Origin of the sequence: Hyunsoonleella aestuarii, assembly GCF_006148925.1 — a bacterium.
GTDB lineage: Bacteria > Bacteroidota > Bacteroidia > Flavobacteriales > Flavobacteriaceae > Algibacter_D > Algibacter_D aestuarii.
Genome location: NZ_VAWB01000004.1, coordinates 1 through 16327, shown reverse-complemented (window position 1 = coordinate 16327; position 16327 = coordinate 1). Strand labels below are relative to the sequence as shown.

Annotated in this window: 13 protein-coding genes; 6 read left to right on the top strand and 7 right to left on the bottom strand. The window is 32.4% G+C overall.

Annotated elements, in window-relative coordinates; genetic code table 11:
* Positions 1-3: 3 nt before the first annotated feature.
* Both FEF17_RS14070 and FEF17_RS14065 read left to right on the top strand, forming a co-directional pair.
* Positions 4-1254 carry an exo-beta-N-acetylmuramidase NamZ family protein gene (locus FEF17_RS14070; RefSeq protein WP_139003060.1) on the top strand — a complete coding sequence of 417 codons (1251 nt, stop codon included), beginning with the start codon at positions 4-6 and terminating at the stop codon, positions 1252-1254.
* Positions 1254-2327, top strand: coding sequence for a serine hydrolase domain-containing protein (locus FEF17_RS14065; protein ID WP_139003059.1), 1074 nt, complete (start codon positions 1254-1256; stop codon positions 2325-2327). The genes FEF17_RS14070 and FEF17_RS14065 overlap by 1 nt, the downstream gene beginning before the upstream one ends.
* On the opposite strand, the gene FEF17_RS14060 is transcribed toward FEF17_RS14065, so the two are convergent.
* Together FEF17_RS14060 and FEF17_RS14055 are read right to left on the bottom strand one after the other, a co-directional pair.
* Positions 2324-3154 carry a sterol desaturase family protein gene (locus FEF17_RS14060; RefSeq protein ID WP_139003058.1) on the bottom strand — a complete coding sequence of 277 codons (831 nt, stop codon included), beginning with the start codon at positions 3152-3154 and terminating at the stop codon, positions 2324-2326. The genes FEF17_RS14065 and FEF17_RS14060 overlap by 4 nt on opposite strands.
* A gap of 28 nt (positions 3155-3182) precedes the next feature.
* Entirely contained in the window at positions 3183-3674 is a 492-nt protein-coding gene (locus FEF17_RS14055; RefSeq protein WP_139003057.1) for a YkgJ family cysteine cluster protein, read from the bottom strand.
* Between the two features lie 73 nt (positions 3675-3747).
* Between FEF17_RS14055 and FEF17_RS14050 the strand changes: the two genes are divergently transcribed.
* Positions 3748-4443 carry a class I SAM-dependent methyltransferase gene (locus FEF17_RS14050; RefSeq protein ID WP_139003056.1) on the top strand — a complete coding sequence of 232 codons (696 nt, stop codon included), beginning with the start codon at positions 3748-3750 and terminating at the stop codon, positions 4441-4443.
* Between the two features lie 19 nt (positions 4444-4462).
* Here the strand turns inward: FEF17_RS14050 and FEF17_RS14045 are convergent, their stop codons facing one another.
* The gene (locus tag FEF17_RS14045; protein ID WP_139003055.1) at positions 4463-6199 is read right to left on the bottom strand and encodes a TonB-dependent receptor; all 1737 of its coding nucleotides are present in this window, start codon (positions 6197-6199) and stop codon (positions 4463-4465) included.
* A 36-nt stretch (positions 6200-6235) separates the two neighbouring features.
* Positions 6236-9262 (bottom strand): tetratricopeptide repeat protein, encoded by a 3027-nt coding sequence (locus FEF17_RS14040; RefSeq protein WP_139003054.1) that lies wholly within the window; start codon positions 9260-9262, stop codon positions 6236-6238.
* Between the two features lie 206 nt (positions 9263-9468).
* Here FEF17_RS14040 and FEF17_RS14035 point away from each other — a divergent pair, with 206 nt between their 5' ends.
* The gene (locus tag FEF17_RS14035; RefSeq protein ID WP_139003053.1) at positions 9469-10152 is read left to right on the top strand and encodes a cell division ATP-binding protein FtsE; all 684 of its coding nucleotides are present in this window, start codon (positions 9469-9471) and stop codon (positions 10150-10152) included.
* Here FEF17_RS14035 and FEF17_RS14030 read toward each other — a convergent pair.
* Genes FEF17_RS14030 through FEF17_RS14345 form a run of 3 tightly spaced genes read right to left on the bottom strand, consistent with a single transcriptional unit; the run spans position 10149 to position 14472 of the window.
* Positions 10149-11768 (bottom strand): right-handed parallel beta-helix repeat-containing protein, encoded by a 1620-nt coding sequence (locus FEF17_RS14030; RefSeq protein ID WP_139003052.1) that lies wholly within the window; start codon positions 11766-11768, stop codon positions 10149-10151. The two genes, FEF17_RS14035 and FEF17_RS14030, sit on opposite strands and share 4 nt — an antisense overlap.
* A 54-nt stretch (positions 11769-11822) precedes the next feature.
* Entirely contained in the window at positions 11823-14351 is a 2529-nt protein-coding gene (locus tag FEF17_RS14025) for an alkaline phosphatase family protein (RefSeq protein ID WP_139003051.1), read from the bottom strand.
* Entirely contained in the window at positions 14332-14472 is a 141-nt protein-coding gene (locus FEF17_RS14345; protein ID WP_170181018.1) for a hypothetical protein, read from the bottom strand. The genes FEF17_RS14025 and FEF17_RS14345 overlap by 20 nt, the downstream gene beginning before the upstream one ends.
* A 104-nt stretch (positions 14473-14576) precedes the next feature.
* Here FEF17_RS14345 and FEF17_RS14020 point away from each other — a divergent pair, with 104 nt between their 5' ends.
* Both FEF17_RS14020 and FEF17_RS14015 read left to right on the top strand, forming a co-directional pair.
* Entirely contained in the window at positions 14577-15428 is an 852-nt protein-coding gene (locus FEF17_RS14020) for a T9SS type A sorting domain-containing protein (RefSeq protein WP_139003050.1), read from the top strand.
* Between the two features lie 463 nt (positions 15429-15891).
* The coding region (locus FEF17_RS14015; RefSeq protein WP_211342487.1) for a SprB repeat-containing protein at positions 15892-16327 on the top strand (436 nt) is incomplete at its 3' end.

Here is a 16327-nt window from a genome sequence, read left to right as displayed (position 1 = left end):
TTTATGCAAATTAATATTTTCAAAAATACAGTTTTCACAATAATAATTGGGGCTGTTTTAATAATGATTTCCTGCGCATCTAAGGTTAAAGATGAAAAGGTAGCTGATACCGATATTAATAAGAAAACTATACCGACAGAGAAAGATGAAAAGGTTATCGTTGCCGCAAATCAAACTGAAGCTTATTTACACTTATTGAAGGGAAAATCAATAGGTATTGTCGCTAATCAAACGAGTGTTGTTTTTAAGAACGACGGCTATACGCATTTGGTTGATTCTTTACTTTCAAGGGGTGTAAATATTAAGAAAGTATTTGCTCCAGAACATGGTTTTAGGGGAAAAGCTGATGCAGGTGCCCATGTAGATGATGGTTTCGACAAAAAAACCAACTTACCAATTGTATCGCTTCACGGAAAAAACAGAAAACCTCTACCACAACATTTAGAAGATCTTGATATAGTTGTTTTCGATATTCAAGATGTTGGAGTTCGCTTTTACACTTATATTTCAACACTTCACAATGTAATGGAAGCTTGTGCCGAAGCTAAAATTCCAATGATAATATTAGATAGACCAAATCCTAATGGTCATTATATTGATGGGCCAACTTTAAAAATTGAAAACCAGAGTTTTCTGGGAATGCATCCCATTCCATTAGTGCACGGTATGACCATTGGTGAATACGCACAAATGATTAACGGAGAAAATTGGTTAGTAAATGGTATACAATGCGACATAACCGTTATAACTTTAAAAAATTTCGCGCATGATATCCCATATAGTTTACCAATACGTCCTTCTCCAAATTTACCAAACGATCAGTCAATAAAATTGTATCCCAGTTTAGGGCTTTTTGAAGGCACCAACATTAACGCAGGACGGGGAACAGAATTTCAATTTCAAAGATATGGCGCTCCGTTTTTAGACAAGGAGAAATGCCAATTCACGTACACACCTATTGAAAATTTTGGTGCTAAATACCCGAAACATAAAAATGTTTTATGCTATGGTGAAGATTTAAAAGATGAAGTACTGAATGGCGAAATGACTTTAAAATGGATTATTAAAGCATATGAAAACACAACAGATAAGTCAAAGTTTTTTAATACTGATAATTTTACGAAACATGCTGGTACAGCTGAACTTCAAAAACAAATAGAAGCTGGATTAAGCGAAGAAGCAATTAAAGGGTCTTGGCAAAAAGACCTAGCTGCATTTAAAAAAACCCGCAAAAAATATTTGATTTATAATTAATGGAAAAACTCAGATTCCTTTTATTTAGTCTTTCATTTCTTGTAATTTTTTCATGTAAGAGTCGGGTTGCAACAACTGAAGCTAAACCAATTTCAGCATCTGATTATACTTTAGCATTTCTCAAAAAGAATGATATTCCTGGTATGTCTATTGCCGTTTCAAAAAAGGGAGATCTCATTTGGTCTCAAGCATTTGGATTTTCAGACTTAAAAACTCACACTAGAGTTTCAAAACATACCCAATTTAGAATTGCAAGTATTTCTAAACCAATTACCGCTGTTGCTATTGGGCTTTTAATGGATGAAAACAAAATAAATTTAGATAGCAGTTTATATCACTACCTTCCTAATTACCCCAAAAAGAAATACGATTTTACACTTCGTCAAATTGGAGGTCATACAGCTGGAATTAGGCATTATAAAAACAATGAATTTCTATTAAATAAACCTTTAACAATTACTGAAGGTCTAAATATTTTTAATAAAGATCCTTTGCTATTTAAACCACAAAGTAAAAGTGAATATAGTACTTACGGATTTAACTTATTAAGCGAAGTTATTCAAACAATAGCTGATACCAACTTTGTAGCGTTTGTTGAAGCAACAATTTTTAATCCGCTGGAAATGAATGCTTCTTCATTAGATTATGCTGATTCTATAATCCCAAATAGAACCCAATTTTATGTGAAAAATAATGACAAAGTAGTACTTGGACCAGAGGTGAACAATGAGTTTAAAGTTGCTGGTGGTGGGTTTATATCAACCTCAGAAGACTTATTGAAGTTTGGAAATGAAATTATCAAGCCCAAAATTATTTCAAATGAATCCTTACAAGAACTTTTAAAGTCTCAGGTTTTAGATTCTGGTGAAATGATTTACTATGGTTTAGGTTTTGGTATAGGAAAAACAAAAAATAGCACACCAAAATACAGTCATTCCGGTGGTGGCGTTGGAGCTTCAACATTATTACTAATTTATCCTAAGGAGAAAGTTGTTATTTCTATTTTAACCAACTTATCACAGGTTCCAATTTTCGATTTGGGAGATCAGTTAGAATCTATTTTTGTTAATTAATCGTCGGAAGTTGGTTTTCTGTATTTCTGAAATGGTTGAAGCAGTAAATCTTTAAGATTACCATTCTTCTTTTCATCTGGAAAAACATCTACGCCATAAACTATCGCTTCTGTTTCTAATTCCATATAAGTTCCAAATAGCCTATCCCAAATGGAAAAAATATTTCCATAGTTGGAATCGGTGTAAGGCATCTTAAAATGATGATGAACCTTATGCATATCTGGTGAAACAATAAAATAGCTTAGTGCTCTATCAACCTTTTTCGGTAGTTTAATATTGGCATGACTAAATTGTGTCGCCAACACCGAAAGTGTTTGATATAAAAGCACCAACCCAATAGGAGTACCAACCATGAAAACCCCAAAAAGCGTAAAGAAAAAACGAATAACACTTTCAATGGGATGATGACGATTAGCAGTTGTTGTATCCACTTCATGATCGGTATGATGTACTAAATGTACCATCCATAATGGTCTCACTTTATGCTCAATAAAATGTGGCAGATAGGCTCCGAAAAAATCTAACATGATAACCCCTAAGACTATATACAACCATAATGGCATACCTGGTAACCAATTTAAAACCCCAAAATCATTAGCAACTACCCAATCTGCAGATTTTAGAAGCATAAAAGCCAGCGGTAAATTAATGAGAAGCAGCGTTAGATTAAAAAACAGATTAGGAACTGCGTGTCTCCACTTCTTATAATTAAATTTAAACCTTGGGATTACGCCTTCAATAATCCAGAAGAATGCAATGCCTCCAACAATGATAATGACACGATGGTGCCTTGGAATATTTTCAAAATAAACTAAAAGCGTTTCCAAATAAGTAAAAATTTAGAATTAAATATAATTATTTTATTCGGTTTTTCATCTCCTCAACAATATTGAATGCAGCAGGACAGATAGCCACATTCTTTAATGTAAGATTTGAAATTTGCTGAAACTTTTTTCTATCAGTATGTGGAAATTCCCGACATGCCTTTGGGCGTACATCATAAATGGAACAATAATTATCTACTCCCAAAAAAGTACAGGGTACACTTTGTAAAACATAATCATTATCCTCATCAATTTCCAAATAATTGCTAATAAATTGTTGGGACTTCATTCTAAAATGCTTCGAAACCCTATCAATATCCTTATCTGTAAATAAAGGACCCGTTGTTTTACAACAGTTCGCACACTCCAGACAATCTGTTCGTTTAAACTCTTTTTTATGCAATTCTTGCATAACATAATCTAAATTCTTAGGCGGTTTCTTTTTAAGTTTAGCAAAGAATTTTTTGTTTTCATTATGCTTATCTTTGGCGAGCTTTGGAAGGTTATTTATAAAATCTTGCATGAAGTAAAAATAACTAAAGTTCTCGATACAAATCTGACAAAAATCGGAATTACCCGAAATGATAACAAACAGAATGAAAGACCTTTTCGGAAAAGCTTTATTAGATTATCAAAATGGGAAATACACCCAGGATATAATAACATCTACAAGTATTTCTGATGATGATATTTTACCGGTTCCTTATCTATTCAGAGGTTATAAAGACATGCCAATAATTGAACAAAAAGCATTAAAACTATGTAAGGGAAATATTTTGGATGTTGGTTGTGGTGCAGGCAGTCACAGTTTGTATTTGCAAGAAAAAGGATTTAGCGTTAAATCCATTGACGTCTCACCAGGCGCTATCACAGTTTCAAAACAACGCGGCGTTTTAAATGCAACACTAAAAGATGTGCTAAATGAAACTGAAACATTTGACACCATACTTCTTTTAATGAATGGCACAGGAATTTTTAAAGAATTAAATCAAGTTTCTAAATATTTATCACATTTAAAATCCTTACTAAAACCTAAAGGACAAATTCTTATTGATTCGTCCGATATTAAGTATATGTACGAAGATGAAGATGGTGGTTATTGGATGAATATGAACTCCAGCTACTATGGCGAACTCGATTATTTTTTAAGCTACAAAGGTAAAAATGAAAATCCCATGAAATGGCTATATTTAGATTTTGACACCTTAAAATTTGCATGTGATGCTGTTGGTCTTAACTGTGAATCAGTTTTAGATGGAGAGCATTTTGATTATTTGGCGCGGTTGAGATAGTATTTTTATTGGGGTATGTTTAGAAGTCAAACTTAAAAGTAGCACCAGCTAAAAACTGAATACTTTGTACCGGGAATTCAGCCCATTTTTGGTAAGCTTCATTGGCTATATTATTGGCTTTTGCAAATACAGAGATTTGGTCATTGATATGATAACCTAAATGTGCATTAGCATCAAAATAACTATCCAAAGTAACCGTCATTGCTCTGAATCCTTCTAGCGGATCGATAATACTCAATAAATCCTTTCGCTCGCCGATGTAAAATAAATTAGCGCCTGCAAACCAATGTTCATTTATTTGATAATCTAGAAATAAAGAGCCTTTTACATCTGGTAAATTCCAAGCTTCCGCTTCATCATTCATAGAATAGTTAAAATATTCTGCCTTAATACCTAACTTAAAATTTCTATTAACATCTACGTTAATTTCTCCAGCAACACCAAAGGTATCAACATTATCATAGGCGACACCAAAGGAGTTCCCATATTGGTAATTTTCAGCATCTATAAAATCTAAAAGTGTAGTATTACTTCTAAACAAAGCCTTATTTCTATCGGCTAGATAACTTCCGCTTATGTTATAACTCATATTACTAGAAAGCTTTCCTTTTAGACCAATGTAAGCATTGTATTGTTGGTCGGTCGGCATAATCATTAACGTTGGTGAAACAAATGGATTCTCGGTGGCAAACCCATGATAGGAATTCTGAATTAATCCACCTTCTATACCACCATATGCAATTAACACATCGTTTACCAAACGGTAACTTGCAGTGACATTGGGATAGATATAAAACTTGTTATCTCCTGTAACTTCTTCATTCAAATAAAATGCTGAAAACCCTAAATTAACGGTTAAATCATCTTCTTTTATTTGATAACTAGGTGTTAATCCAATTTGAAAATTTCCATAATTTATTTCGCCCAAGGAATCGTAACTTCTATCGAACGTTCCGCTTAAATAGTCAAACGTAATTTTAGTTGCTACTTCCTCACCGCTTATTGGAATATCAATTAAAGTATTTACTTTAAATCGGTTTTCTCCAGATCCTTGATTATCTCCAAAACGTCTAAAAAAGAAGCTTCCTGAATTTATGTAAGTATCTTCAAATGTAATATCCCCACCAAAATGTGCACTAAAAAAAGAATGATCTGGTTGAATATTATTAGCCTGTGCTTGTAATGTCAATAAGTCTGGAATACCATACCAATTGTTTGTGAATCTTTGAAAACCACCTTCAACATTCCATGACAAATCACGCAATCTAGATGAATAATTGACATTTATTTTTGAATCTGAAAAATCATTATCAAATACGACGTCATCTATATCGCCCTGAGACGAATGATGACTAATATAACCACCAACACTTTCGGTTCTGCTTATCGCATGGTTCAAGTACACTTCGCCTAATATGGTAGTATATGTTCCAAAGCCAATTGTGGCATAATTATCATATAATTTAATGGGTTTCGCTTTTTCAACCACTGCTGCTCTGCCTTTTGCAGGGGTAAAGGTTGAGGCTACAGGAAACGAAAAAATATTATACTTCACTTCTTGTTTAGCATCGGTAACTTCATCATCTAACGATGGTATTTCTTTTACTTTAAAAGCATCAGAAATAGATGGGGTATAAGGTTTAACAACATCTATAACACCTGTTTTTATGGTATCATTTTCTCTTTGTTGTGAAAAAACTAAAGTTGTAATTAATACTAATGTTAGAACTAATATATGTTTTGAGTGCTTACGCATATTTGATTTTTTTAGATTTTAAAAGAACTGGCTTTATTAATTACCTTCTTCTATTTCAATTGATGAGTTTGTTTTAGATTCTTCGCCTTTTATTCTGCTTAATTCTTGTTTCGCTTCAGAAACGACATCATCAAACTCCTTAAAGTTTTCAATAACGCTTTCCAAAATATAAGTCGCTTGAAATGCATCTCCAAGAGCATCATAATTTTTAGCCATTAGCACTAAACCTTTGGCACTGTAATATTTATATCCTGAAAAATCTTTAGCAAGTTTTTGCACCGATTTGTTAGACGCCTCATGCTTACCTTCTTTATTTTTAAAATAAGCATTGTAGTATAACGCCTCGGCCGCTGTTTCTCCTGATGCTACTTTTTGAACTTTAGCATAAGCATCTTTGGCTTTTTCTTGATCACCTGTTTTAATAGCAGAACGAGCTATAATGATGTAAGCATCACTCTTAATTTTATTATCAATTTTAGAATTAGTTAGAACTTTTTCGGCGTAAGCCACAGCATCATTATAGTTTTCTAATTGATAATTTGCCTTCATTAAATTGGATTGCGCAAATATGACATTCTGCGGAAAACTGGCTTCCTGCTCCAATCTTAATAATAAAGGCGTGGCTTGATTCCAATCTTTACTCTCTAAGTAATATTGCGATAATCTTGATAAAGCTTCTTCGGTATATTCGCTTTGTGAGGCTTCAACCACATACTTATAATGCGGTGCTGCATTCCCCAATAAATCCTTCTTATAATAAAGTTGTGCTAAATAAAAATGCGATTGTAAGGAATGAATACCATTAGGAAATTCGTTTAAATAACCATTGAATTGCTTAATGGCCTTATCGGTATTATTGTCTAAATACTGCTTCTCCGCAGCTTCGTAAGTGGCGTTATCTAAATCAACATCGGTAACCTCGACATAATCTAGTGTTCTCACCCAAGCAGCATAATCATCTACTCGACCCAAATCAATATAGATTAATCGTGCTGTAGAAACCGCCTGAACCGCTTCTGGTGTTCCTGGATAATCTCCAGCCACACGCTTAAATTTAGTCAAAGCCTGTTCGTTTTGATTCCCGTTATAATACACCAATCCTTGTCGCAATAATGCTTTGGGCACAAAAGAACTCATTCTATATTCGTTGCTTAAACGGTTGTAAATAGCCATTGCTTTATCCGTTTCATTAGCTTTTACATAAGAATTACCCAATTCGTACATAGCGTCATCGCGTAGTTTCGATTTAGGGTAAGACTCAATAAAGGTTTCCAGTTCAGAGATTTTCTTTGATGAATTTCCCGAATAACCAACACTTATAGCTTTTTGAAAGAAAGGATAGTCTGATTCAATTTCATTTAAAGCTATGGCCCTTTCATAAGCATTTATGGCGTTACTGTATTGACTTGTTACAAAATGACCATCGCCTAATCTCAAATAAGCGTCATTTAATCTTACTTTGTCTTCTTTTTTGTTTTGTATAAACTGATTGAAATATTCGGTTGCCTTTGGATAATTTTTTTGTTTGAAATAGGTATAGGCCAAGTTATAATCAATATTTTCAAATTCCGGAGTTGATGCTGAATGAGTTTGCTGCTGAAATTGTTTAAATCCGATTAAGGCATCTTCATAATTCGTTAAATTATAATCGGTTTCTGCTTTCCAAAATGTTGTTCGAGCAGTATATTTTGGATCTCTTGGTTCTTTTAAAGACTCATCAAAAAGCAAACTAGCTTCTTGGTATTGCGTTTCATTATACAATTCAATACCTCTGTAAAAAGCAACTTTTTGGTAAGCCACTTTATTCTCAAAATTCTTTTTTCCTTCTAATAATTTGAGTGCTTCTTTATAGTTTTTAGAAGTAATGTAAGAATCAATTAATAGGGTTTCTATTTCTTCTTTATAAGGTGTGTTTGGGTATTCATCTAAATAACCAGCTAATACCTGAGGCGCGGATTGATAAGGGTTTCCAATTTCGTAACTAATTTTAGCATAATTTAACCACGCATCCTCCTGAATTTTCAAATCGAAATCCATTTCGGAAGCATTTTTAAAAGCATTTAATGCCTCTTGTTTCTTATCAAGATTAATATAACTTTCTCCTAAATGATAATAAGCATTTTGTGCAATAGCGTTTCTTCCGTCTACTATTTTATTGAATTCGGAAATAGCATTATCATAATTGGCTTGTTTGTAATAAGCATAACCTAATTGATAAAAATCGGTGTTATTCCACCTGCCTCTCTTACCTTTATAAGCCTTTAAATATGGAATCGCCTCTTTATATTGTTTTAAGTTAAAATAACTTTCTCCTATAATTTTAGATAGCTCAGAAACTTCGGTATCGTCACTTGTTTCTAATCTATCCTCAGCTAACTTAATCGCTTTTTCAAAATTGCCTAGCTTAAAATTTAAATCGGCTTGGTAATACGACAGTTTTTCTTGATAGCGCTCTTGGTCGCTTACTTGATCGAAATATTCATTGGCCTTATCATAATCATCACCTTCATAAGCCATAAAACCAATATAGTACTTAGCTTGAGAACCATATTCCTGTGAATTCTCAACACGACTTAAATTCTTTTTAGCCTCACGATAGTTTTTTGTTGAAAACGCTGCATAACCATTTTTAAAGTAGAATTTTTCTCTTTCGTTACGTCCTAGAGCGCTTTCATTCACTTTATCATACCATTTCTTGGCATGTGCATATTTGGAGTTTTCAAAATAGTAATCACCAACATCAACAAAAGCGGTATTTCTTTTTGTGCTCGTTGGGTAATCTTTCACAAAATCCTCAACCAATCCATCTGCATTTTGCTGATTCAATCGTACCGCACAATTAGCGATATAATAAGCACAATCAGATAGTAAAACTTCTTCATTTGCCGTTTTTTTGACATTTCTAAACAAAGATTGTGCAGCAAGATATTGCTGGTTATTATAAAGGGATAAAGCTTTTTGGTAATCAACTAAATTACTAGTATAGGCTGCCGATTGTTGGGCTAAAACTTGAAAGCTGAAAGTCGTTGCTAACAAAAGCGCTACAATATTTTTTATAGTCATTAACGATTCGTTTTTTTAATTGAAATCAAAGATAATTTAATATGAATCTTATAACGTAATAATCGTGCCATAATTATAAACCGAGTTATTAAAACTGAAAAAATTATAAATCACGTTGTACTTATTTTAAACTTTTCACGTTTAGTTTTCACTTTCAACTTTTAAATAATACTTTTACGACACTCTAAAAAAATTGTATTCTTTTTATGCCTGATCCCATACTAAAACTAAAAGACGCTGCTATTTATCAAGGTGACAGTTTAGTCCTTTCGAACGTTAATGTTGAAATTAATCAAGGTGAGTTTGTTTACTTAATTGGTAAAACAGGAACTGGTAAAAGTAGTTTTATGAAAACACTTTATGGTGATTTACCTTTAACTGAAGGAGAAGGTTATATTGTAGATTACAATTTAAAAACACTGAAAGAAAAGGACATTCCCTTTTTAAGACGCAAACTAGGTGTGGTATTTCAAGATTTCAAACTTCTGAATGATAGAACCATCAATGATAATTTATTATTCGTATTAAAAGCAACTGGTTGGAAGGACAAAAATGAAATGAATACTAAAGTTGAAGAAGTTTTAACTAAAGTAGATATGAAAACAAAAGGTTTTAAGTTTCCACATGAACTCTCTGGAGGTGAACAACAACGGGTCGCAATAGCTAGAGCATTACTTAATAACCCCGAACTTATTCTTGCGGACGAGCCCACAGGTAATTTAGATCCGCAAACCAGTGTGGAAGTCATGGAGGTATTACAGGACATTAATAAGAACGGTAATACTATTTTAATGGCTACACATGACTATGCTTTACTACTTAAATACCCTAGTAAAACATTGAAATGTGATGAGAATCAGGTTTATGAGGTGGTACAAAGAAAGCCCTAAAACAACCACCCGAAGAGTTTTCCGAAAAATGTTTTTCTTTTTTTCTTTTCAGCTCTTTCAAATTCAACTATAAAAACACCAAAATTGTTCAAGGTTTTTTGAGCTTCAGAGTTATGAAGTGGTTTTTCAAAACTTAAGTCACTCATAGGAACGTTAATTTGATTAGAGTTATCTAGCTTTCCTGTTTTTAAAACTTCTTTTCTGTTTTCAATATCTATAATTTTATAACTAGTACCAGCATTAAGTTTAAAACTGGAGAAGTCTACTTTAACATCCTTTCCTTCTTTACTAAAAAGAGTCACTCTAAATAAATTTGGTTTGTATTCATTTTGGGTAATGTCTAAAACCCCCTTTAATTCAAATGATTTAATATGTTTCCAATTACTACCGGCGTCAAAATTGAAATTAGTTTTCCATTCGCCAAGGTTATAACTAATATTTTTATCAACTCTAAAGGTCTTTTTATTTTTTGTATAGTATAAATTATCTTTAAAAGTCCATTTTGAAGGTTTATTATTTTTAAAAAACGATGGGTTTAAAAAAACATAACCACTATAAATTTTGTTTTTTATAAAACTCAACGAATTAGCATGCAAGATTCTTAAGGCATTATTTCTTCCGAGTATGGTATTATTGTTAATGCTAACATTTTGTACTGGTGCATTGCCATGAAAACCAATAGTTAATGAGGCTGCATCTCCATTTACCTGATTTTTTTTATAATCAGTATTATGGTAAAGTATATTATTCTTTATAGTAATATTTTTGGCAATATTTATTCCGTTCCTATCATCTGTAGCAAGAATTATGTTATCGACGGTTCTATCTCCAGACGGTAAACCACTATTGAATATTACATTATTATCTAAAGTTATGTTTTTTACATAATCTTTATTTGCTTTTATATTTGCTGACCATATTTCAACACCCTTGTAATAATTATTAAAGATGATGTTATTTTTTATTAAACGTGTTTTATTACCTTCATTTTGCACGTACATTCCTGCTCCAAAAGCTTTTCCCTTTTCATCTACAAAACCATTACTATAAATAATACAATGAGAAATTAAACTTCCGTTCGTTTGCCTCCAAGAGCCAATTCCCCCTCCGGGATTATTGTGTATAACTAAATTAATTAATTTACAATCTGCACCTCCCTTAGTATGAGTGATACCGTTAACTTTTTGAAAATCACCTTTTCCTTTTATTCTAGAAAACTCACCTAACCATGTAATCTCAAAGTCTTTAAAAATTACATTGTTCCCTTGAATGGTCAATACTGCTTTTTTGTTTGAAACTACATTCCCATTTAAAATCACTTTATCTTTTTTAAATGCTGCTACGGTTATATATTTACTAGCTATTGTACTCCGTAATACGCTAATATAACGACCATTATAAACGCCTTCATGCAGCCAGATAACATCACCGCCATTGACCACTTGAGGATTTTGACTAAGTGCCGTTTGTAAATCCCAAGGATTCTCTAAACTCCCAGTCCCTATTGATTTACCAGGGTTATTTTTATCATCCTTCGGAAATACATGAAACTCTTTTTGAGCCAATAGCTGTAACTGAAAAAAAGTGATTGCTATAAAAATGTAAAGGTGTTTCATATATAGAATAAAAACAATTATTGTACCAAATAAAAATTCAATATGAATACTTTTTTATACCTTATTTCTATAAAGAGATTTATCTATAGGTTTTAACATCTCAGCTGAGTTCAGTTCGACACCAACAAAATTCTTTACCTTAGCTATAATAGCTTCTGAATTATCTAATACTTCTTTATAATCAACATATAAAATTTCAACACCTGGTTCTTTATCATTCCAAGTTTCCACATTTTTTAATTGTTTCTTAAATGCTTCGAACAACGTTATTGGTAAATTTTCAGTATCTCGACCAATCATTTTTTGTTGCGATTTAATAATTTCGGTTAAATCTCTATTCATAAAAATAACTTTATAACGATATTTGGGATCCAAAAATTTAAGTAACGGCGCAACGACTTTTACGGATTTGTTTTGAGCTTCTTTTAACCATGTATTATCTTTATGTATAGCCATTACTGGTTTAAATTCATAATATCCTTTGGGATTCGAAATATCTGATTGTCTTTTATTATCTGTTAATGTATCCATGCCGCCTTGATTTAACATTTGCATCATTAATGACGTTCCCGACCTTGGTAAACCAGATACAATCACAATTTGATTTTCGTGATATTTATTTTTGCCTTCTTGCAAATCTTCAGTTTTACTGCTAATATTCTCTATCGCTTTTTCAGATCTATGATATGTTTCTGGGGCAAGTCTAGAGGCAGTCTCGAAAGCAGCCTTAGCGTTCTCTAAATCACCTAGTTTTTCTAAAACCCTACCTAATGTATAATGAGCGGCATAGAAAAATTTATTTAATTCTATACTTATCAAAGCATGATCTACAGCTTCTTCTAAATCATCTAACCTCAATAATGTCTCCGCTAATGCTTGATGCACTCTTGGAATATCCTGCTCAATAGATAACGCATTAAAAAAAGCAGATTTTGCTCTTTCAAGGTTATCTATATTCATATAAATATTACCTATTTCGTACCAAAGTAACGAACTAGGTTGCTTTTTAGACGCTTTCAACAAAACATTTAGAGCCTTTTTATCCTTACCATTTGCCAGTAAGATTCTTGATTCTGCGATGTGTGTAGATATTTCAAATTTTTTGTCTAAAGATTTTAGTTTTATCAAAGTCAAATCTGCCTCATTAAACAATTTCAGTTTAAGGTTTACTGTTAATAAGTCCATATAAAAAGGCACTGTGTCTACAGGGGGTTTTGCCTCAATCAATTCTAATAATATTTCTTTTGCTTTATTAAACTCTTTTTTTCCTATATATACTCTTGCCAAATTATGCTTTAAATCACATTTGGTTTTTAAAATAGCTGTTTCAATTTTTTCGTCTGGTCGCTCAATATAGCCCAAATCTACAAGCTGTTGCATAGTCTCTTGGTCCGTAAACTGGTCAATTCCTTCATTATTATTATTATTATGCTGTCCAAAATCACCTTTAACTTCTTCCCAACTATTAATATATTTAGGTTTTTGTGGGTTCTCAAAAATATCTAAAGCCACTCTCCCATCCATATCTTTACCTACTGGTAAATTATACATGTGCAAGATAGTTGGAGCTATATCAACTAAATTTAGTCCAAATATTTTTTCATTCTTTTTTATATTCGGTCCAGCTGCAACAAAAATCCCAAATTGCCTATGTTCTAAAGATGGTGCTGCCGGATATTTTGGCATTTTTAAAATACGCTTATGTCTTGATTCGTATCCATGATCTGACATAACAATTACAGTGGTATCATCGTCAATTAATTCTAATGTGCGACCCAACATCATATCCTGAAAGCGATAGGCTCCCACGACATTATCTTTATATATATCAAATAAATTTTGAGGAACACGCTTTAACTTAGGTGGGTGAAATTTCATATAAGCATGACAAAAATGATCAATTAAATCATAATATATAGCCATAAAATCCCATTCTGTTTTACGTAATAAATTAGTAGAAGCTGAATGCAAAGAAACATTTTCTGAAATCATTTTGGAAAACGAGATTAGACCTCTATCATTTTCTTGATCAATCGAACTCGCCTTAGGCATAAAAGGTAATATATGTGCTTCTGTAATCTCTTCAGGAAACAATCTTAAATCTTTCATTTCATTTTTCAACTCTTCAGGGTGTAAGACTCCCTTTGTAATTGCTGCTAGTCCTTCTTTGGTTTTTTTAGTTTTTTGAAATTTATCGGTTACCATGCACCCGTTAATAGGTTCGGCTGGAAAACTTGGCCACCAACCTACCACATTACTTTTATAACCTTCATGATGCAAAATATTCCAAATAGCTTTAGACTTTCTAGAATGTGCAGTTACTGGTCGAATCCCTTTTAAATTTGGCATTAATTCAATAAAACCTAAAACACCATGTTTATCTGGTGTTTTGCCAGTAGCTACAGATGACCATAACATAGGAGAAAAAGGAGGGTTCATCGTATTCATATTACCATAAACCCCTTTTTTAATTAACGATTGTAATGCTGGCATTTCGCCTTTAGCCAATAAAGGGTAGATAATTTGCCAATCTGCAGCGTCCCAACCAATCAATAAAATTTTATTACTCGTCTTTTTGCTCATCGCCTAGTTTATCTCTTATTTTTCTCCAAGCTCGTAAACCAACATCTCCATATGCCAAAAGACCGAGTGATCCTTTTTTTGTTATAGTATAAATCTCTATTTCATCGGTTAATTCTTTCATTAATTCAAATTGGGTTGGATATTAAACTTTTAATATCTAAATTTAGAATCTAAATATACATACATAGATAGTATTACCAAATAATTAAAGCAATTAATAAGCTTATGAAAAAAACGATCCAACCTCAATTAAAAAAACGCTTAACGCAATATGGAGCATTGTCTGCTGCAATTATGGGAATTTCAAATGTTGAAGGACAAATTGGTTATTTTGATGTTGCTCCAGATTATGGCGGACCGGATCTAACGTATGACGTAAGGATGAATGAAGAAAATGGTGATATGGATGTTGATTTTCAAATACAACATGAAGCTTCTGTTCCATATTTGGCTATTAACATCCAAGACCCTAGTGCGAGTGTTTTAGGTATTAAGGTTACTACTCCTTTCAATATTAATTATGTCTCTGCGCTTAGTCAAAGTGCCGTAATAGGCCCTACTCCTCCCAATTCCTGGATGAATGACAATGGCACCATTAGTTATAATAATTGTGTTTATAGTGGTGCTTATCCAAACTCACAATGGTGTGGTTTAAATGGTGCAGATAGATATATTGGTGTAAGATTTAAAATTGAATCGACCGATACATTCCATTATGGATGGATTAGAATCTCAAAATCTGAAACCCCTGCTGGAAATTGGCTTATCAAGGATCATGGCTTTAACCCAACACCAGAGGCATCTATAATAGCTGGAGAACAAATTACATTAAGTGATAAAGATGTTGCTTTTTCTAAAGCCAAAATAATCGGATTAAATAAAAGCATTGCTCTTTTTAATATCCCAAATAGAACCTCATACTCCATATTGGATATTAGCGGGAAAAAAGTTTTAAATGGCCAACTTGAAGGGCGTACTACTACCATTAATGCAGATTCACTTTCGAGTGGTATCTACATAATTCAAGTAATTGACAATGATACTAAAGCCGTACTCAGAAAAAAATTAGTACTATAGGTTATTTGTTTATTAAAGATTGATAAAACTTGGGTTAATTAACACGGGTTTTATCAATCAATCTATCTTTCCTAAATTGTTGCTTCTATGAATAAACTGTGTATTTCATCGATTTTTTTTGCGTTTCATAGATGTTTTTAAAATTTTATCATATATTCGTCCCAATAAATTTATAGTTATTAGAAAATGTTTACGATTTTAGGTTAATTTTTATTTTAACTTACTGTTTTACATTAGATTAAGCATCATTAATCCAACGTGAAATTTTATAACGACCTACAAAAGATTATTAAGGTATTTCAACGAGTATTTTTGTAATTAGTAGAGAGTAGTAATAATTTTACACTTTCCCTCATTAAATTGGTTAATAGCACTTTGAACTAAAAATAGACTTTAACTTTAGCTTAAACGCTTTAGTTATGGCTATTATTTAGTTAGTGTAATGCCCTAAAATTAACTGTTTATGAAGAAATTTTACTTTTTATCAGCATTCTTACTTACCACCTTAATTACATTTGGACAATCAATTGACAATGTATCGATTTCTGATGTTTCTTGTAATGGAGGGAGTGATGGTGCTATTGATATAACAATAAGTGGTTTTACAATCCCAATAACTTATGCTTGGACTGGTCCAAGTAGTTTTACGGCTAGTATTGAGGATATTTCAGATTTAATTCCTGGAAATTATAACATTACCGTTACAGGATCTAACGGAACGGACTCTGAATTGAATATTACTGTTGGGGAACCATCAGATATTACATTTACTGCCACAGCAAACGATCCACAATGTTTTGGAGAATTAGGAACAGTAACCTTAGCTTCAAGCGGAGGAACTGGAACTTTGACTTATTCTGGTGATCTAACAACTAATCTAACTGCTGGAACTTATAACT